General features: G+C 73.9%; 20 protein-coding genes. 4 read left to right on the top strand and 16 right to left on the bottom strand.

All coding sequences use genetic code 11. The features are described 5' to 3' along the window. Positions 1-36: 36 nt before the first annotated feature. The 3 genes from FRADC12_RS23990 to ileS all read right to left on the bottom strand — a co-directional run bounded on the left by FRADC12_RS23990 (position 37) and on the right by ileS (position 5925). Complete coding sequence (locus FRADC12_RS23990; protein WP_045878320.1) at positions 37-990, bottom strand: ABC transporter ATP-binding protein; 954 nt, start codon at positions 988-990, stop codon at positions 37-39. 207 nt (positions 991-1197) lie between these two features. Next, entirely contained in the window at positions 1198-1842 is a 645-nt protein-coding gene (locus FRADC12_RS23985) for a DUF6308 family protein (RefSeq protein ID WP_045878319.1), read from the bottom strand. Between the two features lie 822 nt (positions 1843-2664). Beyond that, positions 2665-5925 carry an isoleucine--tRNA ligase gene (gene ileS, locus FRADC12_RS23975; RefSeq protein WP_045878318.1) on the bottom strand — a complete coding sequence of 1087 codons (3261 nt, stop codon included), beginning with the start codon at positions 5923-5925 and terminating at the stop codon, positions 2665-2667. Between the two features lie 1040 nt (positions 5926-6965). On the opposite strand from ileS, the gene lspA reads away from it, so the two are divergent. Genes lspA through FRADC12_RS23955 form a run of 3 tightly spaced genes read left to right on the top strand, consistent with a single transcriptional unit; the run spans position 6966 to position 9783 of the window. Next, positions 6966-7751, top strand: a complete 786-nt coding sequence (gene lspA, locus FRADC12_RS23965; RefSeq protein ID WP_232304001.1) for a signal peptidase II — start codon at positions 6966-6968, stop codon at positions 7749-7751. Continuing rightward, positions 7748-8725 carry an RluA family pseudouridine synthase gene (locus FRADC12_RS23960; protein ID WP_045878315.1) on the top strand — a complete coding sequence of 326 codons (978 nt, stop codon included), beginning with the start codon at positions 7748-7750 and terminating at the stop codon, positions 8723-8725. Before lspA ends, FRADC12_RS23960 begins: the two co-directional genes overlap by 4 nt. Next, positions 8722-9783, top strand: coding sequence for a hypothetical protein (locus FRADC12_RS23955; protein ID WP_052711121.1), 1062 nt, complete (start codon positions 8722-8724; stop codon positions 9781-9783). The genes FRADC12_RS23960 and FRADC12_RS23955 overlap by 4 nt, the downstream gene beginning before the upstream one ends. Positions 9784-9996: 213 nt before the next feature. Here FRADC12_RS23955 and FRADC12_RS32500 read toward each other — a convergent pair whose 3' ends face one another. The 7 genes from FRADC12_RS32500 to ftsZ all read right to left on the bottom strand — a co-directional run bounded on the left by FRADC12_RS32500 (position 9997) and on the right by ftsZ (position 15304). Further along, on the bottom strand, positions 9997-10173 hold the full coding sequence (locus FRADC12_RS32500; protein ID WP_198153024.1) for a hypothetical protein: 177 nt from the start codon (positions 10171-10173) through the stop codon (positions 9997-9999). A 151-nt stretch (positions 10174-10324) separates the two neighbouring features. Continuing rightward, on the bottom strand, positions 10325-11263 hold the full coding sequence (locus FRADC12_RS23950; RefSeq protein WP_045878314.1) for a DivIVA domain-containing protein: 939 nt from the start codon (positions 11261-11263) through the stop codon (positions 10325-10327). 93 nt (positions 11264-11356) lie between these two features. Next, positions 11357-11632, bottom strand: a complete 276-nt coding sequence (locus FRADC12_RS23945; protein WP_502685321.1) for a YggT family protein — start codon at positions 11630-11632, stop codon at positions 11357-11359. Between the two features lie 61 nt (positions 11633-11693). After that, complete coding sequence (locus FRADC12_RS23940) at positions 11694-12233, bottom strand: cell division protein SepF (RefSeq protein ID WP_045878312.1); 540 nt, start codon at positions 12231-12233, stop codon at positions 11694-11696. Between the two features lie 9 nt (positions 12234-12242). Further along, positions 12243-13079, bottom strand: coding sequence for a YggS family pyridoxal phosphate enzyme (locus FRADC12_RS23935; protein WP_045878311.1), 837 nt, complete (start codon positions 13077-13079; stop codon positions 12243-12245). Between the two features lie 104 nt (positions 13080-13183). Continuing rightward, the gene (gene pgeF, locus FRADC12_RS23930; protein ID WP_045878310.1) at positions 13184-13924 is read right to left on the bottom strand and encodes a peptidoglycan editing factor PgeF; all 741 of its coding nucleotides are present in this window, start codon (positions 13922-13924) and stop codon (positions 13184-13186) included. Positions 13925-13927: 3 nt separating this feature from the next. Beyond that, positions 13928-15304, bottom strand: coding sequence for a cell division protein FtsZ (gene ftsZ / locus FRADC12_RS23925; protein WP_045878309.1), 1377 nt, complete (start codon positions 15302-15304; stop codon positions 13928-13930). A gap of 431 nt (positions 15305-15735) precedes the next feature. Between ftsZ and FRADC12_RS23920 the strand changes: the two genes are divergently transcribed. Beyond that, positions 15736-17397, top strand: a complete 1662-nt coding sequence (locus FRADC12_RS23920; protein ID WP_232304000.1) for a UDP-N-acetylmuramate--L-alanine ligase — start codon at positions 15736-15738, stop codon at positions 17395-17397. 136 nt (positions 17398-17533) lie between these two features. Here the strand turns inward: FRADC12_RS23920 and murG are convergent, their stop codons facing one another. From murG to FRADC12_RS23890, 6 genes are all read right to left on the bottom strand, one after another. Continuing rightward, complete coding sequence (gene murG / locus FRADC12_RS23915; RefSeq protein ID WP_045878307.1) at positions 17534-18664, bottom strand: undecaprenyldiphospho-muramoylpentapeptide beta-N-acetylglucosaminyltransferase; 1131 nt, start codon at positions 18662-18664, stop codon at positions 17534-17536. 74 nt (positions 18665-18738) lie between these two features. Beyond that, the gene (gene ftsW, locus FRADC12_RS34510) at positions 18739-20955 is read right to left on the bottom strand and encodes a putative lipid II flippase FtsW (RefSeq protein ID WP_349305901.1); all 2217 of its coding nucleotides are present in this window, start codon (positions 20953-20955) and stop codon (positions 18739-18741) included. A gap of 7 nt (positions 20956-20962) precedes the next feature. Continuing rightward, positions 20963-22456: a UDP-N-acetylmuramoyl-L-alanine--D-glutamate ligase gene (gene murD / locus FRADC12_RS23905; protein ID WP_052711120.1), complete on the bottom strand. Its 1494-nt coding sequence runs from the start codon at positions 22454-22456 to the stop codon at positions 20963-20965. Then, complete coding sequence (gene mraY / locus FRADC12_RS23900) at positions 22453-23526, bottom strand: phospho-N-acetylmuramoyl-pentapeptide-transferase (RefSeq protein WP_045878306.1); 1074 nt, start codon at positions 23524-23526, stop codon at positions 22453-22455. Before mraY ends, murD begins: the two co-directional genes overlap by 4 nt. Before the next feature lie 91 nt (positions 23527-23617). Then, positions 23618-25099 carry a UDP-N-acetylmuramoyl-tripeptide--D-alanyl-D-alanine ligase gene (locus FRADC12_RS23895; protein ID WP_045878305.1) on the bottom strand — a complete coding sequence of 494 codons (1482 nt, stop codon included), beginning with the start codon at positions 25097-25099 and terminating at the stop codon, positions 23618-23620. Then, positions 25096-26664 (bottom strand): UDP-N-acetylmuramoyl-L-alanyl-D-glutamate--2,6-diaminopimelate ligase, encoded by a 1569-nt coding sequence (locus tag FRADC12_RS23890; protein WP_045878304.1) that lies wholly within the window; start codon positions 26662-26664, stop codon positions 25096-25098. Before FRADC12_RS23890 ends, FRADC12_RS23895 begins: the two co-directional genes overlap by 4 nt. Between the last annotated feature and the right edge of the window lie 192 nt (positions 26665-26856).

The raw sequence follows: 26856 nt of genomic DNA, 5'->3' as shown, positions 1-26856 counted from the left end.
GGACCAGCCGCCCAGGTCCGCCAGGGCAGGTCAGGGTCACATCCGCTCCAGGTCACGGGAGGTTCCACCAAGCGACAGGTAGACGTCCTCCAGGGACGGCGTCGCCAGGCTGAAGTCGTCAAGGGCGGCGAACGCCGGGCCGGTGGTCAGCAGGGCGAGCGCCTCGCGGGCCCGCTCCGGTGACATCCGCACGGTCCAGCGGCGCCCGGAGCGGGTCGCGCCCTCGCCGAGCCAGCGCACGGTCGGGTCGGCGGCGGGCGGCTCCTCGCGCCAGGCGAGTTCGAGGCGGACATCCGCGTCGACAAGCGCCTTCAGCCGGCCCGGGGTGTCGCACGCGATCACCCGACCGGCGTCGAGCACCGCCACCCGGTCGAGCACCGTCTCCGCCTCCAGCACGTTGTGGGTGATCAGGACCACCGTCACGCCCGCGTCATCACACCGGCGCCGCAGCGCGGCCCAGACCGCGCGCCGGCTGCGCGCGTCGAGACCGGTCGTCGGCTCGTCGAGCACCAGCACGGGCCGCGACCCGACGAGCGCCGTCGCGACGCACGCCAGCCGGCGCTGGCCGCCGGAGATCCTGCCGAGGGGACGGCCGGCGACGCCGCCGAGGTCCAGCTCGTCGAGCACCGCGTCCCGCTCGGCCCGGGCCGCGGCCTTCGACAGGCCGCGCATCCGCCCGGTGGTCTCCACGGCCGTCGCGACCGGCAGCTCGGCCAGGGCAAGGTCGCTCTGGCCAAGATAGGCGACCAGCCGGGCTGGCAGGTCGGGCCGGGCGACGACGTCGTGCCCGAAGAGCTCGATGCTGCCCTTGTCGGGCCGCAGCAGGCCCATCAGCTGGCGCACCAGCGTCGTCTTACCGGCGCCGTTGGGGCCGAGGATGCCGAACACCTCGCCCGCGGGGACGTCGAGATCGACGTGGTCGTTGGCGAGCACGACCGTGTCCCCGGAACGGTGCCGGCGGGTCAGGCCCCGGACGGCGAAACTACGCACCGGCCCATTCTCCCTTCCGGCGGCGGTCGGCCGGAACCGGGCGCGGAGCGCCCTTCGGCCGCTCCGCCTGGTCGGGCGCTGAGCGCCCTCCCCAACGCGATTCATGGTATGGCGGAGAAATCGTGGGCCGACCGTGGCTGGTGGTCGGTTCGTGGCTGGGTTGTGCTGGTGCGCCTATGCGGTGCGGTCGCCGGGGCGCTGACGGGCTCAGACGGCGCTGCTCATCCACACGACGACGTCGAGCATCCGCAGCGAGCTGACGGCCGGGCCGGCGGTGGGGACCAGCTGGGCCAGCCGTTGGAACTCCTCGGCGTTCTCGCGCAGGTCGTACTGCATCGCGCGGACCAGCAGCTCCATGTACTGCCGCCAGGACCGGCCGTCCTTCGGGGCCGCCGGCACGCAGTTCTCGTGCTGGTAGAAGATTCGCACCTTCGAGTCGAACAGCGGGACGAGCGCCGGCCGCTTGCGGTGCAGGACCTTGGCGATGAGCGAGCCCTTGACGTCACGGTCGGAGACGTCGGGGTCGTCCAACGGGTCGTAGAGGGCGGCGACCAGGTCGAGGGTGACGTCGTCGGCCTCGATCAGCTCGATGCCGGGCGGTAGCTTGTCGAGCGCCCGCTGCAGCAGCGGCATCAACGCGGTCAGGGTGTGCAGCCGGTCGACGTCGACGCCAACGCCGAGCAGGCACGGGGCGAGCAGGTCGCCGGTGCAGAGCAGATCGGGGTCACCGTTCGTGACCAGGCCGTCGTAGTACGGGTAGGCGTACCGCAGCCCGCGCTTGCGCGGCCCCAGGTATTCCTCGAGCAGGCTCTCCGCGTCGAAGACCTCCCGGGTGCCCATCGCCAGCTTCACCGAAAGTTCCTCATTCCTCGCGTCTGGCGCCGCTGCGGGCGCACCGCGGTCTCGGTCTTCCCGGCCGCGCCCGGGGGCGCGGCGAGCCGGGCGCGCGGGCGCGCCGTTGTCCCCCAAACAGTACGGCCGATCGTGGCGCTCTGTGACCACCCGTCGCGATCGTCACTGATCGCCCGGGTACTCGCTGAAGATAATCTCCCGCCCGGACCCGGACCGGAAGCACCGGTTGCCCCACCGCGGACCTGACGCCCGATAGGGGCGGATCCACGCACCTTGACCCGCTCCGGTGTCCGGTCGTCGCGGCCAGCCGCCGGAGCGGGAGCGTGGCGAACGATTTGCTCGAATTGCGCAGGTCAGCTACTGTCGCCTCAGACAGTGTCGTAGCCATCAGAAGTCTCGGCAAGTGCCACAGCAGTTCGCCGGTAGGCGCGGAGTTCGTACGTCAAAGAAGGAGGTTGCCCATGTCCCCGGTAGCCGGGGTCGGCCCGTTCGCTCAGACAGAGACCACGAACGATGCACGCGGTCAACGAGCTGGTCCGCGCCCCCGCCGTCCGGATTGAACCGTTGACGGACGCGGCCGCCAGGCTGACCGGGCGGCTTCTGGCCGTCTCGGGTACGAGCGATGTCGTCGACGGCCACGTAGCGGTCCTGGCCCAGGCTCTGCGCGCGACGGTGGTCACCTCGGACCCTAAGGATCTCCACAGGCTCGATCCGGGACTCGAGTTGATCACACTCTAGGATCCCGACCGGTCTCCTGCCGCCGAGCTGCCAGCTCCTCCGGCGCCCGTTCTAGACCAGGCGCCGGAGGCCTCCAGACGGACGCTATCTGGCCGCCGGTTCCGCCTTGCCCAGGGCGAAGGTGAGGCCCAGTTCGTCGGCGGTGTGGTGGGTTCCGTGGGGTAGATCTCCTTCGACGAAGCTGACCGCGAGGACCTCTTCGGCCACCGCCGCCGCGTGCTCGCGCAGCGCCAGTGCCGTCGGGGCCTTGGACGCCGACCACCAGACGTCGACCCGGTCGGTGATCTCCAGGCCGGAGCTCTTGCGGGCGTCCTGGAGGACTCGGACGACGTCCCGGGCGAGGCCGGCCCGGGCGAGCTCCGGGGTGATCTCCAGGTCGAGCGCGACCGAGAGGCCCGACTCCGAGGTGACGGCCCAGCCCTGGCGCGGCGTCTCGGTCACGATCAGCTCGTCGCCCGACAGCTCGATCGACTCGCCCTCGACCACGACCGTGAGCTTCCCGTCCACGGGCAGGCCCGCGGAGGCCACGGCGCTCGCCACGACCGGCGTCCGCTTGCCGAACCGGCGGCCCAACGCCCGGAAGTTCGGCTTGACCGTGACGTCGACGACGTCCGCCGTCGCGCCTTCGACGGCCGTGACGTTGAGCTCGTCGGCGATCTGGGCCCGCAGCTCGGCGGGCAGCGCCTCGAAGGCGGCCCCGCCGACGACGGCGCGCGGCAACGGCTGGCGGGTACGCACCGCGCTCCCGGCCCGGGCGGCCCGGCCGAGCTCCACCACCCGCCGCACCAGGGTCATCTGCTCGGAGAGCGTCTCGTCGACCCACTCGGCCGGCGGCTCGGGCCAGCCGGCCAGGTGCACCGAGTCCGGCGCGCCCGGGGTGTGCGCGAACAGGCGGGCCCACAGCCAGTCGGTCAGGAACGGCGCGAACGGCGCCATCGCCCGAGTCACACCGTCCAGGCAGCGGTGCAGCGTGTCCAGTGCGTCCGGGTCGCCGCCCCAGAACCGCCGCCGTGACCGACGGACGTACCAGTTCGACAGGTCGTCGACGAACTGGGAGAGGCGTCGACCGGCGCGCAGCGTGTCGAACTTCTCCAGCGCCTCGTCGACCTCCCGGACGGTCGCGGCCAGCTCCGAAAGGGCCCAGCGGTCCAGGACCGGGCGGTCGGCGGGCGCCGTGCCGGGAGCGGCCGCCGGGTCCCAGCGCGCGGCCGACGCGTAGAGGGAGAAGAAGGACGCGGTGTTCCAGTAGGTCAGCAGGACCTTGCGGACGATGTCCTCGATCGCCTCGTGGCCGACCCGGCGGTCCGACCACGGCGAGCCGCCGGCGAGCATCAGCCAGCGGACCGCGTCCGCGCCGTGCTGCTCGAACAGCGCGAAGGGGTCCAGGACGTTGCCGATGTGCTTGGACATCTTGCGCCCGTCGGCGTCCAGCAGCAGGCCGAGGCAGAGCACGGTCTCGTAGCTCGACTGGTCGAAGACCAGCGTGCCGACGGCCATCATCGTGTAGAACCAGCCGCGGGTCTGGTCGATCGCCTCGCAGATGTACTGCGCCGGGTAGTGCCTGGCGAACTCGTCCTGGTTGCGGTGCGGGGCGCCCCACTGGGCGAACGGCATCGCGCCGCTGTCGTACCAGACGTCGATCACCTCGGGCACCCGGCTGGCGGTGCCGCCGCAGCCCTCGCGCTGGCAGGGCAGGGTGACGTCGTCGACGAACGGCCGGTGCGGGTCGAGCGCGGACAGGTCGCGGCCGGCGAGCGTCGACAGCTCGGCCAGCGATCCGACACAGGTCAGGTGCGCCGGGTCGTCCTGGCAGCGCCAGACCGGCAGTGGGGTGCCCCAGTAGCGGTTGCGCGACAGCGCCCAGTCGACGTTGTTGCGCAGCCACTCCCCATAGCGGCCGGTCTTGATCCGCTCCGGGTGCCAGTCGGTCCGCGCGTTCTCGGCGAGGAGCCGGTCACGGATCGCCGTCGTGCGGATGTACCAGCTCGGCAGCGGGTAGTAGATCAGCGGCGTGTGGCAGCGCCAGCAGTGCGGGTAGCTGTGCACATAGCTGGTGCCCCGCCAGAGCAGGCCGCGGGCGTCGAGGTCGGCGGTCAGCGGCGCGTCGGCGTCCTTGAAGAACTGGCCGCCGACCAGCGGGACGTCCGCGAGGAAGTGTCCGTCCGAGCCGATCGGGTTGACGACCGGCAGGCCCACGCCGCGGCAGACCCCGAGGTCCTCGGCACCGAACGCCGGCGCCTGGTGGACCAGGCCCGTGCCGTCGGTGGTGGTGACGTAGTCGGCGAGCAGCACCGAGTGCGGGGCCGCCGGGGCACGGCCGGCGGCGAGCCGGCCGGTGACCCCGTCGGCGCCGGGCTCGAACCGGGCCGCGTCGAGCAGCTCGAACGGCCGCTGGTAGCGGGTGCCGGCGAGCTGGGCGCCGGTCAGCCGGTCGACGACCGTGGCCGCCTCGGCCGCGTCGCCGAGGGCCGTGGCGACGAGCGGCTCGGCGACCACGAGGTGCTCCCCCGCGGCGGTGCGCACGAGGACGTAGGTGACGTCCGGATGGGCGGCGACAGCCGTGTTCGAGACCAGCGTCCACGGGGTCGTCGTCCAGACGAGCAGCCTCGCGTCCCGCTCCGCGGTGAAGAAGCCCTCCGGACCGGTGCCGGGGACGACCGGGAAGCGGACGTAGACCGAGGGGTCGGCGACATCCTTGTAGCCCTGGGAGACCTCGTGGTCCGACAGCGGCGTCTCGTCGCGCGGGCAGTACGGGGTGACCCGGAAGTCCTCGACCAGCAGGCCCTTGTCGAAGATCTGCCGCAGCGACCACCAGACGGACTCGATGTAGGCGGTGTCCATCGTGCGGTAGGCGCCGTCGAGGTCGACCCAGTAGCCCATGCGCTCGGTCATCGCGGAGAAGTCGGCGACGTGGCGCAGCACCGACTCGCGGCAGCGGTCGTTGAACTCGGCGATGCCGTACTTCTCGATGTCCGACTTGCTGGTGAAGCCCAGCTCCTTCTCCACCGCGAGCTCGACCGGAAGGCCGTGGCAGTCCCAGCCGGCCCGGCGCGGGACGTGGTAACCCTTCATCGTCCGGTAGCGCGGGAAGATGTCCTTGAACACCCGCGCCTCGACGTGGTGGGCGCCCGGCTTGCCGTTGGCGGTCGGCGGGCCCTCGAAGAACACCCACAGCGGAGCGTCGGCGGTCGCCGCGAGCGAGCGCTCGAAGACCTGGGTGTCACGCCAGCGGTCGAGCGTCTCCCGCTCGAAGGCTGGCAGGTCGACCGACGCCGGCAGCGGCGCGAACGCCGGCGGGCCGGCGGCGCTGGGCGCGGTGGTGGGCGTTTCCGTGGGGCTGGTCATCGTGGTGGGGTCCCGGTCTCCGTCGACATGGCTGTGCCGCCGGAGGGACGACGCCCTCGCGCTCCGCCGAGCCCATGCCCGGCAGCGCGGGGACCCCGCGGTACCACCCTCCTTGCGCGCCTGCCGGCCTGCGGCCGCGAGCGCACCCCTCGTTCCGCCGCGACTGCCGGATCTAATGACGCCCGGGTACGAGCGCGTTCTCCCGACGACTCAGGGGTGATCTTCACGACGCGCTAGCCGCCGGGCTTCCACCGACCCCGGCTCGCTTCAGGCCGCGCCCGCCGCTACTCGTCCCGTCGACGTCTTGCCGCTGGCTGTTTCCCAGCGTAGCGGAGCGACGCAACCCGGCTTACCCGGCGGCTCCCAGCCGGCGCAGGGCAGGCAGTCTTGCCATGATCGTCGCCGGTCAGGCTCTGGGTTACGCCATCGCCTCAGGCTGGCACCGCTCCGCCCCCGACATCCCACCGCTAAATGGCCGGCCTCGGTTCGCACGTCCGTTCCCTCGACGTCTCCACACAGCGGGGTCGAAGTGGCCGTAATCGCCATGGAGCAACGAACACAAATGGCCCGGGCAAGCGATACCCTATTTGGTCCGCGTGCGGATCAGCAGGACCCCATGGGCACCGGGGTCCCCGGGAGCGCCGTCCGGCGGACAGCTCGGGTTGGGTGAGGATGAGCACGGCTGACTGGGACCGCTTCGAGCGCCGGCTCCGGCGGGCCTGCGCGAAGAGGTCGTTGCGGACGACGTTCACCGTCCAGATGTCAGATGGCTTCAAATTCCAGGTCGGCGCCGACCAGCCTCGGTTCGCCATGGTCAGCCGGTCGGCGGCCGGCGACCAGGCACTGACGTCCATGGACCTGTTCCAGGTCGGCGACGCCTTCAGCGGCGGCGCGGTCGAGGCCGAGGGCGACGTGGTCGCCGCGCCTCCGCTCCCGGCCGGGCGGTGGCGGGCCGACCCGCCGCGCGGACGAAAGCCCAGCCCGTGGGCCATCTGGCGGGCGGCGACGAGTCCGGTCGCCGACGCCCGTAGAGTTGAGGCGTGGGAGAGGCGCCGACCAGTGCGGATGACGTGCGCGAGCCGGGCGACGAGTCCGTCGCGCGCGTGTATCTGGGCTGGGGCAAGGAGCCGGCACTGACGGCTGGGAAGGCCACCGGTGCGCACACCGGTCCGCCCGCGGCGACGCGGGCCGACAGTGCGCCCGGCGGGGTCACCCCGCCCGGCGACGAAGACGGGGAGCTCCGGGGCGGAGGGTCCGCCCCTCCGGCACCCCGACCGATCGCGCGCACACCGGTGCGTGTTCTGCTCGGTACGGCCGTCGGAGTCGTCCTGCTCGACGCCATCACGAAGATCATCGTTGTGGCGACGCTCTCCGGCCACGCGCCAGTGACGCTGATCCCGGGTGTGCTCGAACTGGAGCTCACCCGCAACTCCGGTGCCGCGTTCAGCATCGGAGGCGGCGTCACTGTCCTGTTCAGCCTGATCGCCGTGGCCGTGGTCGTCATCGTCGCGCGCACCGCCCGCCGGCTGGCTTCGGTCGCCTGGGCGGTCGTGCTGGGCGCGATCGTCGGCGGCGCCGTCGGGAACCTCGTCGACCGGCTGGTGCGCGCTCCCGGGCCGTTGCGCGGCCATGTCGTCGACTGGATCTACCTGCACCACTGGCCGATCTTCAACGTGGCCGACTCGTCGATCGTCGTCGCCGCCGTGCTCGCGGTGATCCTCTCCGCGCTCGGTATCGGTCTGGACGGCGGCCGGTACAGCGGAACGGACAAGTCCGGCGCCCAGGTGGGGCCGCCGGCCGAGCAGCCTCCGGCCGGCCGGGGATGACGCCGGTGCCGGCCGAGGCCGGCTCCCCCGTGTCCCGCCGCCCGGGCGAGCTGCGCTCGCTGCCGGTTCCGGACGGCCTGGACGGGCTGCGCCTCGACGCCGCGATCGCGCGGATGTTCGGCCTGTCCCGCACCGCCGCCGCAGCGTTGGTCGACGACGGCCAGGTCAGCGTGGACGGGACCGTGCCCGGCCGCTCCGACCGGGTACGCGGCGGCGCCTGGCTGGACGTCGAGCTGCCGCCCCCGCCACGGCCGGCCGCAGAGGTGACGGCGACTCCCGTCGACGGCCTGAGGATCGTGCACGACGACGACGACCTCGTGGTCGTCGACAAGCCCGTCGGAGTGGCCGCCCACCCGGCGCCCGGCTATACCGGACCGACCGTGATCGGCGCGCTCGCCGCCGCCGGCTACCGGATCGCCACCTCCGGCGCAGCCGAGCGGCAGGGCGTCGTGCACCGCCTCGACGTCGGCACCACCGGGGTCATGGTGGTCGCCAAGAGCGAGTCGGCCTACGCGGCGCTCAAGCGGGCGTTCCGCGAGCGCGAGGTCGACAAGCGCTACCGCGCTGTCGTCCAGGGCCATCCCGACCCGCTGCGCGGCACCGTGGACGCCCCGATCGACCGGCACCCGCGCAAGCCGGGCCTGTTCGCCGTCGTCGCCGACGGCAAGCCGAGCGTCACCCACTACGACCTCGACGAGGCGTTCCGCGCCGCGTCACTGCTCGAGGTCCGGCTGGAGACCGGCCGCACCCACCAGATCCGGGTGCACATGGCCGCGCTGCGCCATCCCTGCGTCGGCGACCTGGCCTACGGGGCCGACCCGGCACTCGCCGAGAAGCTCGGCCTGCGCCGCCAGTGGCTGCACGCCTTCCAACTGTCCTTCGAGCATCCGGCGGACGGCAGGCCGGTCACCTTCACCAGCCCCGACCCGCCTGATCTCGCCGAGGCGCTGGAGCGGCTCCGGGCGATGTCGTGAGCCCGTCGCCGCCCCGTTTCCCTGGGCAGGCGGCCGCCCGCGAGGTTGCGGGCGCGGCCAGGCGGGCGAGCGTCCGGGCGGCGGTCGAGGTGGCCACCGCGGGCGGCGACCGGCTCGCGCGGGCGGCCGACCACGCGGGGCCGCGGCTCGACCAGCTGGACGACACCCTGCTGCCGGCGACCGGCGAGGTGCTGGAGGTCATCGTCGCCGGCGCCGCCACCACCAGCCGAGCTGTGACGACGAGGCTGCTGCGCTTAGCCGTCCGAGTCCGGCTGCTGTCGCCCCCTCGCGTGGCGGACGGCGAGCCGTACGCCACGCCGGGCGCCGGCCCGGGCCTGAACGGGGTCGCACCGGTCGGACGGGCGGTACTGGAGCGGGGCGCTCGGATCGCGGTGCTCGGCCTGGTCGCGATGATCGTGCTGAGCACGGCGGCGGCGCTGCTGCTGCCCGGAGTCAGCGGCCAGCCGGTCGTCAAACCGGTCGTCCCGGCCCCGCGACCGGGCCCCGGGCCGGCGGCCGCGGTACCGCCCGCCTTCACCCCGAGCGTCACCGTCGGCCCGTTCCCGGGCGACTCGACGGCTACCTACATCGGGATCGCGGACCACGAGCTCGCCCAGCAGGCCCAGGCCGCCCCCGAGACCGATCTGCTCGCCCTGGTGGACCTGATCGGGTATCGGTCCCCGCAGGCGCTGCACGCCCTGCTCGGCGAGTACCGGGTGACCCAGGTCTTCTTCACCGTCCCGGGCAGCGGCGCGGTGCACCATGCGGCGGTGCGCGACCCGCTGGCGGATGTCCTGGCCGCGTTCGACGCCCAGGCCGCCGGCGCGGCGGGGCGAGCGGTGCGGGCCGCCGACCCGGCCGCCCGGAAGCGGGACCAGTCCGAGGCAGCCGCGCTGCTCGCCCACTGTGACTGCGTCTTCGCCGCCGTCGTCCGGGCCCCGGCGGCCCGGCTGACCGGGCTGCGGCAGAACCCGGCCATCCGGGTTATCGACGCCGCGCCGCCTGGCACCGTGGAGAGCACGGCCCGCTTCATCCCGGTCGCCCCAGACCAGCAGTAGGCCTGTTCCCGGCGCTGGCGGCGCCACGACGAGCGCCCAGCCGGCGAACCGAAGGCCGGTCCGGCGACGATCAGGCCCGGCGACGGTGGGCGTGGCGGCGATCGGGGGCCTGGCGGCGATGGGGCCGGGTGACGATCCGGGCCGGTGACGATCCGGGCCGGTGCCGAAGGCCGGCTCGACGGCGATCCGGGCCGGTGCCGCGGCCTCCCGGTGTCAGCCGGCCGACCCGCCCGGGCCGCGTCGGGCCCGGCGGGCGGCGCCGAGCGGCAGCATGCCCGCGGCGAAGAGCGTCAGCGCCAAGGACGCGTACACGCAGGCGGACGGCCCGAGGGCGCCAGCTATCCACAGCACGGCCGCGACCGCGAGCAGCCCGCCGCTAAGGATGATCATTGCTCATCCTTTCCCTCAGCCCCACCGCCGTCGGCACGGACCGGGTTCCAGCACGGCGGGGACGGCGCGATCGACGGACCGCCAGCCGGCGCGGGCCCCGCGCCGGCGGCGCCGCCGGGCGCGACGCTCCGCGCCGACAGTGAGCCCTGTCTCAGAAGTCCTGCATGCCGTTGTTGGAGCGCGGGTCGTGGTCCGGGCGGCCGACGCCGTTCTGGACCCCCATCTGCCCAGGACCGGGCTGATAGGCCCCGGCTGGCACACCGACGCCTACACCCGCGGGCTGGGGCTGCTGCTGGCCACCTTGCGAGCCCGGGTTGAGGCCCGGCCGCTGCGGACCACCCGCGCCGACCGCCGGCGGGGTCGGCATGCCGTCGAGGTCGCGCAGCTGCATCTCCAGGTAGGCACGCAGTCTGGTGCGGTATTCACGCTCGAACGCGCGCAGCTGCTCGACCTGGCCCTCGAGCCGGCGCTTGTCGTCTTCCAGGCCACCGAGCTGCTCGGCAACGTGCGCCCGGGCCTCGGCGAGGATGCGGTCCGCGTCCTGGCGAGCCTCGCGACGCGCGCGCTCGGACTCGGCCCGAGCCTCCCGCACCGCCTCGTCGGCGGTCCGCTGGGCGAGCACCAGGGTACGGGCGACCCGCTGCTCGATCTCCGCGTCGATCGCGGCGTTACCCGATGGTGCCTGCTGTGCCGCGGCCGCGCGGGCACCGACGGCAGGGATGACCTGGGTCGCGCCGCCGGGGATGGGAACCGGGGACGTGGACGGGCCGCGAGACGCCGCGGCCGCCGCCTGGGCCTGGGCCTGCTGGGCGGCTGCCTGCGCCTGGGCGGCGGCACGGCGTGCCTCTTCCACCTGGCGGCGCAGCTGCTGGTTCTCCTCGATGAGCTGAGGCGGCACGCCCGGGCCACCACCGCCGGCGCGACGGGCCTCGTCCAGCTGGCGGCGGATGTCGGCGTTCTCGTCCAGCAGCCGGGTCAGCTCGGTCTCGACCTCGTCGAGGAAGGTGTCAACCTCGTCCTCGTTGTAGCCGGTCCGGAACCTCGTCGGGCTGAAGACCTTGTTCTGCACGTCCTGTGGTGTCAGCGCCACGTCGCCTCCTCTTGCGGCATCGCCGCTCCCCGAAGAGAGGGCGGTCTACGGGCAGTCTCCCGCGCCCGTGTCGGCGGTGTGCACACGACCCCGTCACAACCTCGTCGCATAGCTCCGCAACACCACGATCACGATGAACAACAGCAGGAAACCGAGGTCGAAGGACACCGATCCGACGCGCAGCGGCGGGATGAAGCGCCGCAGCAGTCGCAACGGAGGGTCAGTCGCCGTGTACACGACCTCGCAGAGCACCACCCACGGGCCGGTGGGCCGAAAGTTCCGGCTCACCGACTGCAGCAGGTCGATGACCGCCCGCGCAATCAGAAGCAGAAGGTACACCAGCAGCACCCATGAGATGACAGCGCCCAGAGTGCTGATGACTACCTCTCCTTGTTGACGGGACGCCCTTGGCGGGTGAGACGCCAAGCCGTCAGGACTGGTTGTAGAAGCCGCCCTCGGCGATCCGTTGCCTGTCGCTCTCCGTGACCTCCACGTTCGACGGGGTCAGCAGGAAGACCTTGTTGGTCACCCTCTCAATCCGCCCGTGCAAACCGAAGATCAGCCCGGCGGCAAAGTCGATCATCCGCTTGGCCTCGACGTCGTCCATCTCGGTGAGGTTCATGATGACGGGGGTGCCGTCCCGGAACTCCTCACCGATCTGACGTGCGTCATTGTAGCTCCGCGGCTGCAGGGTCGTGATCCGGTAGGGGGAGGGGTCCTCCACAGCAGCTACCCGTCGCATAGGAACCGCTCCAGCGGGACGCAGCGGCTCGACGGATGAGGAACGTCTGGCCATTGGCGGCGGCTCCTCTCGCGCGTCGATTCGCCGCACCGTTCGGTCGAACGGGACGGGCTCACGCACGTCCCTCCGGTCGTCCGGACCGTCGTCCTCGTCGTCGAGGTAGTCGTAGTCTTCATCGTCCTCCTCGGCCAGACCGAGGTAGACCATCGCCCTGCGCCCGAGCCCCATGGCGCGACTCTAAGGGACAGGAAGCCGCTCACCGAACAAAGCGGTCCCGATCCGTAGGTGTGTCGCGCCTTCAGCCACCGCCGCTTCCAGATCCCCCGACATTCCGGCGCTGATGACGCGCGCCTCGGGATGGATTTGGCGCAGCTTCTCGGCGACTTCCCGTAGCCGAGCGAAGGCGGGGCGTGGTGGCTGTCCCAGCGGAGCCACCGCCATCACTCCGGCTAGCCGCAGCCAGCCCGCCGCGGCGACGAGATCAGCCAAACCGGGAACATCCGCGGGGGCCACGCCACCCCGCGCGCCATTGCGGGCACCGTCGGGCCCGCCCGGGGGCATGTCGAGCGACACCTGCAGGCACACGGTGAGCTGTCGGCCAGCCGACGCCGCCGCCCGGGCCAGGCTCACGACGAGCTCGGGCCGGTCCACGCACTCCACCCAGTCGGCCCAACGGGCCACCGCGTTCGCCTTGTTCCGCTGCAACTGCCCCACGTAATGCCAGATCGGCCGTTCGGTCCCTTCGTCACCGACGTGACGGGACTCTCCCCCGCCACTCGCCCCGGCGGGCGGCAGGCCCAGCCGGGCCTGGACCTCGGCGACCTTGGGTGCGGCCTCCTGCTCGCGGTTCTCCGCGAAATCCGTCACCCCGAACCCGTGCAGGGTGACAACGTCGACGGCGGGCCAGGTCTTGCTCACGGCGACGAGGGTCAGCTCGGCCGGGTCCCGGCCGGCAGCCTGGGCCGCGGCGGCGATCCGGTTCTGAACGTCACGCAGGTTGTCCCGCAGCCGGGACAGGTCGGCCCGCGGGCCGCCGCCGGATGTGTCCGCGCCAGGCAGATCGCCACCGTGCATGTCCCTACTGACTGTCCTGGAGCCTTTCCAGTCAAGTCGACCGGCCCACGCGATGAGGCCTCGGCCCCTGACCGCGCCAGGCCCGCGGCCGGCGAGGGCCACGCTCACAGCCAGGCGACGCCGGCGAAGCGGCCGGTGCGGCCGGCGTCGCGGCGGTGCGAGAACAGCGCGGGGTCCTCCATCGTGCAGCGGTCGGAGACTGTGATGTCGGTGACGCCCAGGTCACGCAGCTGGGCGGCGACCCCCGCGCGCAGGTCCAGCGCCGGGGTGCCTGCCCGGGTGGCGGTCGCCGTGCCCGGCACAAGGGCTTCGACCTCGTCCCGCATCGCGGCTGGCACCTCGTAGCAGCGGCCGCACACCGACGGACCGACCTCGACGTGCAGCCGCTCCGGCGCGGTGCCGAGGCCGGCCAGCGCGGCCACCGTCGCGGGCACCACGCCCGCGGCGAGACCGGCCCGGCCGGCGTGCGCGACGCCGACCGCGCCAGGCCCGGTGAAGACCACCGGCACACAGTCCGCTACCAGCACCGTCAGCGCGAGGCCGGGAACGTCGGTGACCAGACCGTCCTCCCCGCGCGAGCCGGCATCCCGCGCGGCGACCCGTTCGGCCGCGGAGCCGAGGGCGCCGTCCCGAAACCAGTCCGCCCGGGTCCGCTCGCTCAGTCTGACCACCTCGGCCCCGTGGACCTGGCGCATGTAACACGCCGGTGCCCCGGTGATCTCGGCGAGGACGCTCCGGTTGGCCGCCACCGCGGCGGGGTCGTCGCCGACGTGGGCGCCGAGGTTCAACGCGGCATACGGGCCCGCGGACACGCCGCCGGAGCGGTCGGTGAACAGGAAGGGCACGGCTTACTTGAGGAAGTCCGGGACGTCCAGCTCGTCCTCGTCGTCCGCGATCGGCCGGACCGGCCGGCGCTGCGGCGGGTAGCTCGGCCGCGCGCCGGACCGCTGGTCGGGGCCGGACCCGTAGCCGCCGTCGGCGCCGTAACCACCGGCAGCGGACCCGTGGCTGTCGCCGTGCTGGGCGACGTAGCGGTGCGGGGGCTCGTCCATCTCCGGGCGCGGGTCCAGCGGCTCGGGGACGTACTGGGCCGGCGCGGGTGCCGGGGCGGCCGGCGGCGGGCCCAGCGGCGGAGCGTAGCTCGGCGCCGGCTGGGACATGGGTGGCGTCACGACCGGCGGGATCGCGGGCAGCACACCGGGAGGCGCGGTCGTGGCGGCGACCGGCGGCGGGACCGGGCGCGAGCGCTGCTGCGCGACGCCCTTGGCCCGCCGGTCGGGCACCGTGTCGAAGCCGGCGGCGATGACGGTCACCCGTACCTCGTCGCCGAGGGCGTCGTCGATCACCGCACCGAAGATGATGTTCGCCTCCGGGTGGGCCGCGTCGGCGACCAGCTCGGCAGCGGCGTTGATCTCGAACAGCCCAAGGTCGGAGCCGCCGGAGATGTTGAGCAGCACGCCCTGGGCGCCGTCCATGCTGGCCTCGAGCAGCGGCGAGGCGATCGCCTGCTCGGCCGCGACGGTGGCCCGGTCGTCACCGCGGGCCCGGCCGATGCCCATCAGGGCCGAGCCGGCGTGCGACATGACGGTCTTGACGTCCGCGAAGTCGAGGTTGATCAGACCCGGGGTCGTGATCAGGTCGGTGATGCCCTGGACACCGGAGAGCAGGACCTGGTCGGCGCTGCGGAACGCGTCGAGGACGCTGATGTCGCGGTCGGTCATCGCCAGCAGGCGGTCGTTCGGGATGACGATGAGGGTGTCGACCTCGTTGCGCAGCGTGTCGATGCCCGTGTCGGCCTGGTTCGCCCGGCGGCGGCCCTCGAACGTGAAGGGGCGGGTGACCACACCGATCGTCAGGGCGCCGAGCGAGCGGGCCACGTTGGCCACCACCGGCGCGCCACCGGTGCCGGTGCCACCGCCCTCGCCGGCCGTGACGAACACCATGTCGGCGCCCTTGAGGACTTCCTCGATCTCCTCGCGGTGGTCCTCGGCGGCCTGCCGGCCGACCTCGGGGTCCGCGCCGGCACCGAGGCCACGGGTGAGCTCGCGGCCGACGTCGAGCTTCACGTCGGCGTCGCTCATCAGCAGCGCCTGCGCGTCGGTGTTGATCGCGATGAACTCGACGCCTTTGAGACCGACCTCGATCATGCGGTTCACAGCGTTGACGCCACCACCGCCAATGCCGACAACCTTGATGACCGCTAGGTAGTTCTGCGGGGCAGCCATTGCGGGGTCGGTCCTCCAGCGGCGTCGGTGGGGCGGACAACACCCGCCCGCGCCAGCATGTCCGTCCTTTACGGCGCCGCCGGAGCGAGTCGGGAGAAGTAGCCGCCGAGCCTCAACCTTCACCGTCCACTAGACGGTTAGAGTTATGTCAACTTGCGACTGTGGTTGGACAGTAGGCAAGGCGTCCGCATGGGTCAAGGAACCGCCCGGCGCGTCAACCCCTGGAATTCTCCGTCCTCTTCGTCACACTGCCGAGTGTTCCTTCCTGGCACGTCACCGTCGCCCCTGAAAAGGCCGCCGGCCGTGGCGACACGCGGGCGGGCCCAGGCCCGCGCGCCGGTTGGCCGGCGACCGCCCAGAAGGCGGCCCGGCCATCCCGCCCGGCCGTGCCACCGCGTGGGCGTGGGCCCCGGTGGTGTTCACTCACTCCCGTGAGCGCAGGAACCAACGAGCAGGCACCCAGGGGCGCGGGCAGCGCGCGCGTGCATTTCCTCGGCATCGGCGGCTCCGGGCTCGCCCCGCTGGCCCGGATCGCGCTGGCCCGCGGCGCGAGCGTCTCGGGCAGCGACCAGGACCCGTCCGACCGGGTCGAGGCGCTGCGGGCGCTGGGCGCCCGGGTGCGCACCGGCGCGGCGCCCGATCCGGCCGCCCTGGCCGCCGAGCTGGCCGGAGTGGACGTCGTCGTCGCCTCCAGCGCGCTGCCCGACGACCATCTGGAGATCCTCGCCGCCCGGGCGGCCGGCCTGCCCGTGCGCCGGCGGTCGGACTGGCTCCCGGAGCTGACGGCCGGCTACCGGCTGGTCGCCGTCGCCGGCTCGCACGGCAAGACCACCACCTCCGCGATGCTCACCGTCGTGCTGCGCGCCGCCGGCGCCGACCCGACCGCCGTGATCGGCGGCGAGGTCCCCCAGCTCGGCGGGGGCGCGGTCGTCGGCCGCGGCGAGGTCTTCGTGCTGGAGGCCGACGAGTACGGCGGTGCGTTCCGCGGGCTCGACCCGGCGGTCACGATCCTGACGAACGTCGAGTGGGAGCACCCGGACCTCTTCCCCGACGAGGCGGCCGTGCGGGCGGTCTTCGCCGCGTTCGCCGCCCGGGTGCGCCCCGGCGGCACGCTGGTCGCCTGCGGCGACGACCCGGGCGTCGTGGCCGTCCTGGGCACGCTCGCCACCGGCCCTGGGGGCGGGCCACGGGTCGCGCGCTACGGCTTCGGGGACGGCCTCGGCTGGCGCGCGGCGGACGTCACCACCGCCCAGCCTGGCGGCTCCAGGCCGGCCCCTGCCACCGTCGGCGTGGACACCGGCCAGGCCGCCGAGCGGCCGTCGGTGTCCCAGGCCGGCTCCGCCCGGCCCGACGCCGGCGTGGACACCGGCCACGCCGGCAGTCTGCTCGCGATGCGCCAGGCCGGCTCCCCCCCGGCACTGTCCACCACGGGCGTGGACAGCGTCCAGGTCGCAAGGCCACCGGTGGTGACCCAGGCCACCGTGCTGCGCGACGGGGAGCCGGTGGGAACGCTGCGCCTCGCGCTGCCGGGGCGGCACGCCGTCCTGAACGCGCTCGCGGTGCTCGCCGCTGCCAGCGAGCTGGGGGTGCCGGTCGAGACGACACTCGCCGCGCTCGCCGGCTACACCGGCGCCGCCCGGCGGTTCCAGCGGATCGGCGCGCGGGCGCTGCCCGGCCCGGGGTGGGTCGAGATCGTCGACGACTACGCCCACCACCCGACGGAGATCCGCGCCACCCTGGCCGCGGCCCGCCAGCACGCGGCCGGCCGCGAGGTCTGGGCGGTGCTCCAGCCACACACCTACAGCCGGCTGGCCGCGCTCCTGGACGACTTCGCCGTCGCGTTCGGCGACGCCGACCGGCTCTACGTCACCGACATCTACGCGGCGCGGGAACGCGACGACCTCGGGATGCACGCCAGCGACCTGGCCAAGCGGGTCCGGGTGCCGGCGGAGACGAGCTACGTCAGCTGGGCCGAGCTGACGGACCGGCTCGCCGCCGATCTGCCGGGCCACGACGTCCTGCTGCTCACCCTGGGTGCAGGCACGATCACCGAACTCGGTCCCCACCTGCTCTCAACCGAGATCAACAGCTAGCCCTCAAGGACCGCGGGCCGGCTCATGCCCGGTGGTCGCGCGATCCCCAGCCTCCTTGACCACCACGTATGACTCGAGCTCGGTCACCGGACCCACCCCATGGGCCAGACCAGCTCGACGGGCCGGCTCGGCTCGGTCAGTGGGCCGCGTGGCGGCCGCCTGAACGGCGGCGGGAGGCCTCGGCCTCGTGGATCATCGATACGATCATCTGGGTCGCCTGCGGACGCCCGGTGCCGGCCATGGCCGCCCGCATCTTCGCCAGCCGCTCCGGCGAGGTGAGCACCGGCACGACGTTGCTCATGATCCAGTCGGCCGTCAGGTCCGCGTCGTCGACGATCAGCCCGCCGCCGGCCTCCACCGTCGGCAGCGCGTTGCGCCGCTGCTCACCGTTGCCGATCGGCAGTGGGACGTAGGCCGCGGGCAGGCCGATGGCCGCGAGCTCGGCGCAGGTCATCGCGCCGGAGCGGCACAGCACCATGTCCGCCGCGGCGTAGGCCGAAGGAATGTGGTCGAGGTAGGGCACCAGCACGTACGGCGCCGGCAGACCGGTGGGCAGCACCGCCGTCACCTCGCCGATGTTGCGGGGGCCGGCGGCGTGCAGAACCTGGATCCCGGACCTGGCCAGCGCGCGGGCGGCCGAGGTCATCGCCGTGTTGACCGACCTGGCGCCCTGCGAGCCGCCGACGACCAGCAGGGTGGGGCGCTGGTAGTCCAGGCCGTAACGGCCCCTGGCGGTGCGCTGCGCGCCCGCGGAGCGGTCCAGGGTGAGGATCTCCGGGCGCAGCGGGATGCCGGTCAGGCGGGCGCCCCGCAGCGGCGTTCCGGGATACGACGTGGCGACGTAGGGCGTGAACCGGGCGCCGAGGCGGTTGGCCACCCCGGGCAGCGGGTTCGCCTCGTGCACCACGATCGGGATGCCACGGCGGCGGGCCGCGAGATAGGCCGGTACCGAGACGTAGCCACCGAAGCCGACGACGACGTCGGCCCGAGTCTCGGCCAGCACGTGGGCGGCGGTGCTCACCGCGCCGGCGAGCCGGCCGGGGACGGTCAGCAGCTGGACGCTGGGGCGCCGCGGCAGCGGCACCTTCTCCACGGTGGCGAGCTCGTACCCGCGCGCCGGCACCAGCCGGGACTCCAGCCCGGCCTTCGTGCCGAGCAGGGTCAGGCGCAGGCGCGGGTCCGTGGCACGCAGCGCGTCCGCGACCGCCAGAGCGGGTTCGACATGGCCGGCCGTACCGCCGCCGGCGAGCAGCACACTCTTCAGCATCGCTCCAGACGATGGCACACCCGCAGGCCGCTGCGAGCGACTGGGCGTCATCGCCGGTCATCCTGGCGGACGACTCAGCCGGCGGTGGGGGGCCCGTCGGGGGCCGGCTCGCCATCGCCACGGGCTCCGCGTCGGTACGGCCCCGGTTCTGGTCGCCGACGGTCCCCCGTCGCGTTCCTCGCGCTCTCGGCGCCCACGCCGTCCCTGCCGGCCGCACCGGCGCTGCCGGTGGCGCTCGGCCTGCCCGGCGCACTGCTCCTGCCTGGGGCGTTGCCCTTGCCCGGGGCACTGGGCTTGCCCGGGGCACTGGGCTTGCCCGGGGCACTGGGCTTGCCCGGGGCACTGGGCTTGCCGGTCACGCTGGGCTTGCCCGCTGTGGCGGCCGAGCCGGTCGCATCCGCCCGTCCCGGCTTCGCGCGGCCACTTCTCGGCGTCACGCTCTGGTCAGGGTCACGCCGTCCTGATCCGCTCCGGGCCGGGCGGCCGGGCCGGGCCCGCCTACCGGCGTCGGCCCGGGCCGTACGGCCGCCAGCGGGCGTCTCGGCGGCGGCACGGCCCCGGCCACCCGGGCCGCGCCGCCGCCGCCTGCGCGCCTCGCGGCGCCGCTGGGAACGTTCGGCCAACAGCCGGGCCGCCGCCGGCTCTGACCGCGCGAACGCGAGCAGCATCCCGATCGAGAACATGGTCAGGACCAGCGACGACCCGCCGAACGACACCAGCGGCAGTGGGATACCTGTGATCGGCAGCAGGCCGACGACCGCGCCCATGTTCACCACCGCCTGGGTGAGGATCCAGCCGGTCGAGCCGGCGGCGGCCAGCCGGACGAACTGGTTGTCGCTGCGGTGCGCGACCCGCAGCCCGGCGTACCCGAAGACACCGAAGAGGATCACCACGACCAGGCAGCCGAGCAGGCCCAGCTCCTCGCCGATGATCGCGAGGATGAAGTCCGTGTACGACGCGGGCAGCAGGTCGGGCCACTTCTCCTTGGAGGCGCCCAGCCCCTCGCCGAACCAGCCGCCGCCGGCGAGGGCGTAGATCCCCTGGACGGCCTGCCAGCCGGTGGTCCGCGCGTTCTGGAACGGGTCGCGGTAGGACAGCAGCCGTTCCAGGCGGTATGGCTCTATCACCGCGAGGACGGAGCCGACGGCTCCGAGCACGCCGACCAGGCCGGCGTAGACCCGGCCCGGGGTGCCGACCACCCACAGCACGACGAACAGCACCGCGAACACGACGATCGTCGTGCCCATGTCGGGCTGCATCATGATCAGGCCGCCGATCAGCGCCGACACCGGGACGACCGGGACGATCAGGTGCTTCCAGTCCCCGAGCAGCCGGCGTTTGCGGGTCAGCAGGTCGGCCGACCACAGCACCAGCGCGAGCTTGGCCATCTCACTGGGCTGCAGGCTGAGCGAGCCCACTCCCAGCCAGCGCTGCGCTCCGTTCGACGAGACCCCGAGCGGCGAGAGCACCGCCAGCAACAGCAGCAGGGTCAGGCCCATCAGCGGGTACGCGATCCGGCGGAACACGTGGCTCGGCGCCCGGCTCGCCGCCAGCAGCACCGGCAGGCCGATGCCCATCCAGGTGGCCTGCCGGACGAAGACCGTGTAGGAGGAGCCGAACGCGGCGTAGGAACGCACGTTGGAGGCTGACAGGACCATGACCAGGCCGAGCAGCAGGAGCAGCCCCGCCGACGACCCGAGCAGGTAGTACGAGGCGAGCGGGCGTTCGAGCAGGGGCAGCCGGGCGAGGGCCGCGCCGGGGGTGTCGGGGCCCGGAACCGGGCGCAGCACGGCGCGGCGCTGCCCAGCCCGGCCGGACGACAGGAATGCGCCCGCTGAGCGCCGGGCCGCCTCCTGGCTGGCCTGGCGGGCCGCCTTCCCGGCCCGGACCTGCTGGTCCGATGCCGAGCCGGTCGGAACCCTCGGGCGTCGCACCGCCGGTGCCATCGCGTCGCGCAACGTCGCGGGACGGCGGCTCTCGCGCGGGCCTGCCGTGCGGGCCGCCTCCCGAGTCGTTGTCGGCCCGGCGACGTCGCGCCCGGGGACCTTGCCGTCCTCGCGAGGCCCCGTCACCGAGCCGGCGTCGCGGGGGCTGGCGGCCGGGCGTTCTCGCCTGGCCGGTCGGTCGTCGCCGGTCGGGGTGCGCCCGTCATCCGCCCCGGCGCGCGCGGCGCGGCCGGGACGGGCCACCGCCGCTCGGGGGCGGGTCCGCTGCCCGGACGCCGAACCGGAACCGCCGAACCCGGCGCCACCGGATCCAGCGCCCGATCTGGAGCTCGGCGCCTCGCGCACGCTGCCCCTAGCCTCCTCGACTCTGCCCGCCCGGCGGGACCACTCCCGGGGCCGCCCCGGCCTGCCCCAGCCGACCGGCCGCCGCGGCGAAAAGGTCACCGCGCTCGGCGTAGTCCCGGAACATGTCCATCGAGGCAGCGGCGGGTGCGAGCAGGACGGTGTCGCCCGCCCGGGCCAGCCGCGCCGCGGCCTCCACCGCATCGTCCATGCCCGCGGCCCGTTCCATGGGGACATCGGGGGCGTGTCGGGCGAGCGCGGCCGCTATCTCGTCCGCGCAGCGCCCGATCAGGACCACGGCGCGCAACCGGTCGGCGGCCAGCTCGACCAGCTCGTCGAACGCGAGACCCTTGTTCAGGCCACCGGCGATCCACACCACCGAGGGGTAGGCGGCCAGCGAAGCGGCGGCGGCGTGCGGGTTGGTCGCCTTGCTGTCGTCGACGTAGCGGACGCCGTCGACGATGGTGACCTGGGCATTGCGGTGGGCGCCCGGCCGGTAGGCCGCGAGCGCCGAGGCGATGGCGGCCGGGTCGACGCCGTCCGCACGAGCCAGCGCGGCGGCGGCCAGCGCGTTCGCGACCAGATGGCGTCCCGGGCCCGGTGCTCCGGCGGACTGGCCGCCGGAGCGCGGCCCCACCAGCAGTTCGGCGACGGCGACCAGCCGGCCACCGCCGAACGCCCGGTCGACCAGCCAGCCGTCGAGGACGGTCACCTCGGCGGTCGCCGGGTCGAGGCCGAAGGTGACCCGCCGGCCGGGCGCCGTGGCGAGCAGGGCGGTGCCGCCGGGATCGTCGGCGTTACCTACGGCGATTGTTTCCGAGTGCCTCCAGATCCGCGCCTTGTCGGCCGCGTAGCCGTCGGCGCCGCCGTGCCAGTCGAGGTGGTCGGGAGCGACGTTGAGGATCGCGGCCGCGACAGGAGCCGCGGTCTCGGTGTAGTGCAGCTGGAAGCTGGACAGCTCGACGGCAAGTGTGTCGTAAGGGGGCTCGGCCAGGGCGGCGGTGACGACAGGGGTGCCGATGTTGCCGGCCGTGGCGGACCGCCGGCCGGCGGCGGTGAGGATCGCGCCGAGCATCTCCGTCGTCGTGGTCTTGCCGTTGGTGCCGGTGATCGCGAGCCAGCGGGCGGCCGGCCGGATTCGCCAGCCCAGCTCGATCTCCCCCCAGACCGCTACACCGGCGGCGCGCGCGGCGGCGAACAACGGGGTGCCCGGCGGGACCCCGGGTGAGGTGACCACCAGCCGGGCCGCGCCGATGGCCGTGGGCAGCCCGCCGAGCTCCACCACGGCCCCGGCGGTGCGCAGCTCGGCCGCGGCGGCCTGGGCGGGCGCGGCGTCGCCGGCGTCGACGACGGTCACCCGGGCGCCCAGGCGCAGCAGCGCGCGGGCCGCGGCGGCTCCGGACACGCCGATGCCGACGACGGTCACCGGCGTGTCCTTCAGCTCGTCGACGGCCACATCACCGCGAGCCTGGCGGGACACGTCGCCGGCGCTCGGGGCGGTCACAGGTTGCTCCCTCCATGGGAGAGGAACTCCGCGTAGAACAGGCCGAGGCCGAACGCGACCGCGAGGCCGGACACGATCCAGAACCGGATGATGACCGTCGTCTCGGGCCAGTCCGCGAGCTCGAAATGGTGATGGATCGGGGCCATGTTGAAGACCCGGCGCTTCGTCAGCTTGAAGAAGCCGACCTGCACGATGACCGACACCGTCTCGATGACGAACAGGCCGCCGAGCACGAAGAGCAGCAGCTCGGTGCGGCTGCAGATCGCGATGCTGGCGAACGCCCCGCCGAGCGCGAGCGACCCGGTGTCCCCCATGAAGATCTTCGCGGGGCTCGCGTTCCACCACAGGAAGCCGAAACAGGACCCCATCGCGGCCGCGGCGACGAGCGCGACGTCCAGCGGGTCACGGACGAAGTAGCAGCCCGCCTGCGCGTGGTGCGGCTCGCAGAGGTTGCCGAACTGCCAGAAGGAGATCACGCAGTAGGCGCCGAACACCATGGCCGAGGTGCCGGCCGCGAGGCCGTCGAGGCCGTCGGTGAGGTTCACCGCGTTGGACGTCGCCGCGATGATCATCCACGCGAGCAGCGGGAAGCCGATGATCCCGACCGAGAAGTTGGTGTCACGGACGATCGAGATGAACGTCGACCCGGGCAGCAGCCCGGACGCGTTCTTGAACCGCACGGCGAGCAGGCCGAACGCGAGCGCGACGATCGCCTGGCCGGCGAACTTCGTCCGCGCGGTCAGGCCGAGGCTGCGCTGCTTGCGGATCTTGATGTAGTCGTCCAGGAAGCCGACGACGCCGAGACCGGTCATCACCAGCAGGATCAGCAGGCCGGACGCCGTGAACCCGGCACCGGTCGCCAGGTGCGACACGAAGTAGCCGATCAGCGTGGCCACGACGATCGCGGTGCCGCCCATGGTCGGCGTCCCGCGCTTCTTCAGATGGCTGGACGGGCCGTCCTCGCGGATCTCCTGGCCATAGCCCTGCCGACGAAACAGCCGGATGACCCACGGTGTGCCGAGCAGCGACACCAGCAACGCGACCGAGGCCGCGACGAGGACACCTCTCACCCGTGGCCGCCCCGGTCGGCTGGCCCGCTGGCCGCCGGCACCTGCTGTGGCCCGCGGGCCCTGCTAAACACGCTTTCCCACGTCCCCTCGATCACGGCGTCTGTTCCGCCGCCTGTGTGCTTCCGTTTCCGCTCGCGCTCCCGGGGCCGGCCTCACCGGTCGCCGTGAGCGCCGCCGCGACCCGCTCCAGGCCGGCCGCACGGCTGGCCTTCACCAGCACGACGTCGCCGGCGCCGAGTGCCGCTGCGGCGAGCAGTTCGGTCGCCGCGGCGACGTCGGGCACCCAGTCGACCCGGGCACCGGCCTGCGCCGCCGCCCGTTCGAGCGGGCGGGCCGCGGCGCCGATGGCGACCGTCCGGTCGACGCCCAGCCCGGCGGCGAACCGGCCGAGCTCAGCGTGCTCCACCTCGGCCGAGGCGCCGAGCTCACCCATCGGGCCCAGCACCGCCCAGGTCCGCCGCCGCGACCCGCCACCCGCGCCGAGCCCGACCAGGGCGCGCAGCGCGGCCCGCATCGACTCGGGGTTGGCGTTGTAGGCGTCGTTGACGACGACCAGGCCGGACGGCGCGGTCGTCACCTCCATCCGCCAGCGGCTGCGTGGCTGGGCCACGGCCAGCGCGGCGGCGGCGGCCGCGGGTGTCATCCCGACCGCGAGAGCGGCGGCCGCCGCCGCCAGCGCGTTGCTCACCTGGTGCTCGCCGACCAGCGCGAGCGCGACGCGATGACGCTCGGCGCCAGGGCCACCCGGGGACGCGGCGCCGGCAGCCGAGGCTCCGGCAACCAGGTCGAACGAGGCCCGGCCGGCGGCGTCGAGCTCGATCCGCTCGGCCCGCACGTCCGCGCCCGCGTCGAGGCCGAAGGTGACCACGCGGCGCCCGGCGGCGCGTGCGCGCATCGCGGCGACCAGCGGGTCGTCGGCGTTCAGCACGACGACGTCGGTGGCGGCCTCGGCCAGCTCCCCCTTGGCCCGGGCGATGCCGGCCCGCCCGTCGGCGTACTCGCCGACATGCGCGCTGCCGACGTTGATGACGACCCCGACCTGGGGCCGGGCGATCTGGCAGAGCGCGGCGATGTGCCCGATGCCGCGGGCGCCCATCTCCAGCGTCGCGTACTCGGTCTCGGGCTCCAGCCGCAGCAGTGTCAGGGGCAGGCCGATCTCGTTGTTGAAGCTTCCCGGCGGCGCGAGCGTCGGGCCGAGGGCGCCGAGCAGGTCCGCGAGCAGGTCCTTGGTGGTCGTCTTGCCCGACGAGCCGGTGATGGCGAGCACGGTCGCCTTCGTCAGCGTCCGGACGTGCGCGGCGAGGGCCATGAGGGCGGCGGCGGGGTCGGCGACCAGCACCGCGGGGACACCGACCGGGCGAGCGGCGAGCACGGCCCGCGCCCCGCCTGCGACGGCGCCGGCGGCGAAGTCGTGGCCGTCGACCCGGGCGCCCGGCAGCGCGACGAACAGCGCGCCCGGCTCGACCAGCCGGGAGTCGACGACCGCGGCCGTGACGAGGGTCGCGGGGCCGGCGCCGCCGTCCAGCCTGCCGCCGGTGGCCGCGGCCACTTCGGCGAGCGTCAGCGGGATCACCGGCCCGGTCCCCTCGGCCGCCCGGCGGTGGCGATGGCCTCGGCCAGGACGGCCCGGTCGTCGAACGGGGTGACGACGCCGTTCTGCTCCTGGCCGCGTTCGTGGCCCTTGCCCGCGACGACGACGGCGTCGCCGGGGCCGGCCTCGGCCACGGCGGCCGCGATCGCCTCGGCCCGGTCCTGGATGACGGTCACCTTGGCCGGCGAGGTGGCGACGCGGTCGATGCCGGCGGTCATCTGGGCGAGGATCTCCGCCGGGTCCTCGGAGCGCGGGTTGTCGTTGGTCAGGAAGGCCAGGTCTGCCAGCCGCGCCGCCGCGGCACCCATCAGCGGGCGTTTGGCCCGGTCCCGGTCGCCGCCGCAGCCGAGGACGACGATCACGCGGCCGTCGACGAGCGCGCGCACGGAGGTCAGCACGGTCTCGACGGCGTCCGGGGTGTGCGCGTAGTCGACCAGCGCCAGGTAGGGCTGGCCGGCCTCGACCCGCTCCATCCGCCCGGGGACGCCGGCCAGCGTGCCGATGCCGGCGGCCGCGGCGTCCGGCGCGATGCCGGCGGCCACCAGCAGGGCGAGCGAGCCGAGGGCGTTGACGACGTTGAACCGGCCCGGCAGCCGGACCCGCATCGGCACAGCGAGGCCGCGCGGGCCGCGGGCGGTGAACGAGCTGCCCTGTCCGTCGAGGGTCAGGTCGTCGGCCCACCAGTCGGCGGGCAGCTCAGGGGCGTAGGTGACCGACCCGGGAACGCGGGCGGCCAGCTCCGGGCCCCAGGCACCGGTGCCCGCCTCGATCCCGATCACCGACGCGGCGGTCCGGTCGGGTTCGAACAGGCGGGCCTTGGCCTCGAAGTAGTCCCGCATGGTCGGGTGGTAGTCGAGATGGTCCTGGCTGAGGTTGGTGAACAGAGCGCCGGCGAACCGGAGGCCGCCGACGCGATGCTGGGCCAGCGCGTGGCTGGAGACCTCCATCGTGGCCGCGGTGACGCCGCGTTCCACCATCACGGCGAACAGCGCCTGCAGGTCGCTCGACTCCGGGGTGGTGCGGACCGAGTCGAGCCGCTCGTCCAGGACGCGGGTCTCGACGGTGCCGAGCAGGCCGGTGCGGTGGCCGGCGGCCCGCAGGCCCGCGTCGACCAGGAAGGCCGACGTCGTCTTGCCGTTCGTCCCGGTGACGCCGAGCAGCGTGAGGCGCCGCGACGGCTGGCCGTAGAGCCAGTCCGCGACCTGGGCGACGTCGCGGCGCGGGTCGGCGGTCGCGACGACCGGCAGGTCGACCGTCCCGGCCAGCGCGGCGGCACCCTCGGGGTCGGTCAGCACGGCGCTCGCGCCGCTCGCGACCGCGGCGGCGGCGTAGTCGGCGCCGTGGGCATGCGCGCCGGGCAGCGCCGCGTAGAGGTCGCCGGGCCGCACCGCGCGGGAGTCGTGCGTGACGCCGTGCAGCACGGCCTCGGGCGCCGGCGCGTCGGCCGGGACGATGGTCGGGACACTCCCGAGGTCGGCGAGCAGGCCGCACAGCTCGGTGAGCGTGCGGGCCGGCCGGTGGGCCGGGCGCAGTGCCGGAGGGGTCACGCCGTCGACCTTAGTAGGGCACCCGTCACGGACTCACGCCTGCTCACGGTGTCGTCCGTGGCCATGCGGTCTCCTTGGATTTCCCACAACTGTCAGTCCTGCCCCCACAACAGCGGGAGCCAGCCGGGCGATCCGCGGCCATTTCACCCCGCCGCGCCGGGTGACCGGACCGTCTCCGCCGGTACACGGGCA

Source organism: Pseudofrankia sp. DC12 (assembly GCF_000966285.1).
Classification (GTDB): domain Bacteria; phylum Actinomycetota; class Actinomycetes; order Frankiales; family Frankiaceae; genus Pseudofrankia.
This window is presented reverse-complemented; position numbering and strand designations above follow the sequence as displayed.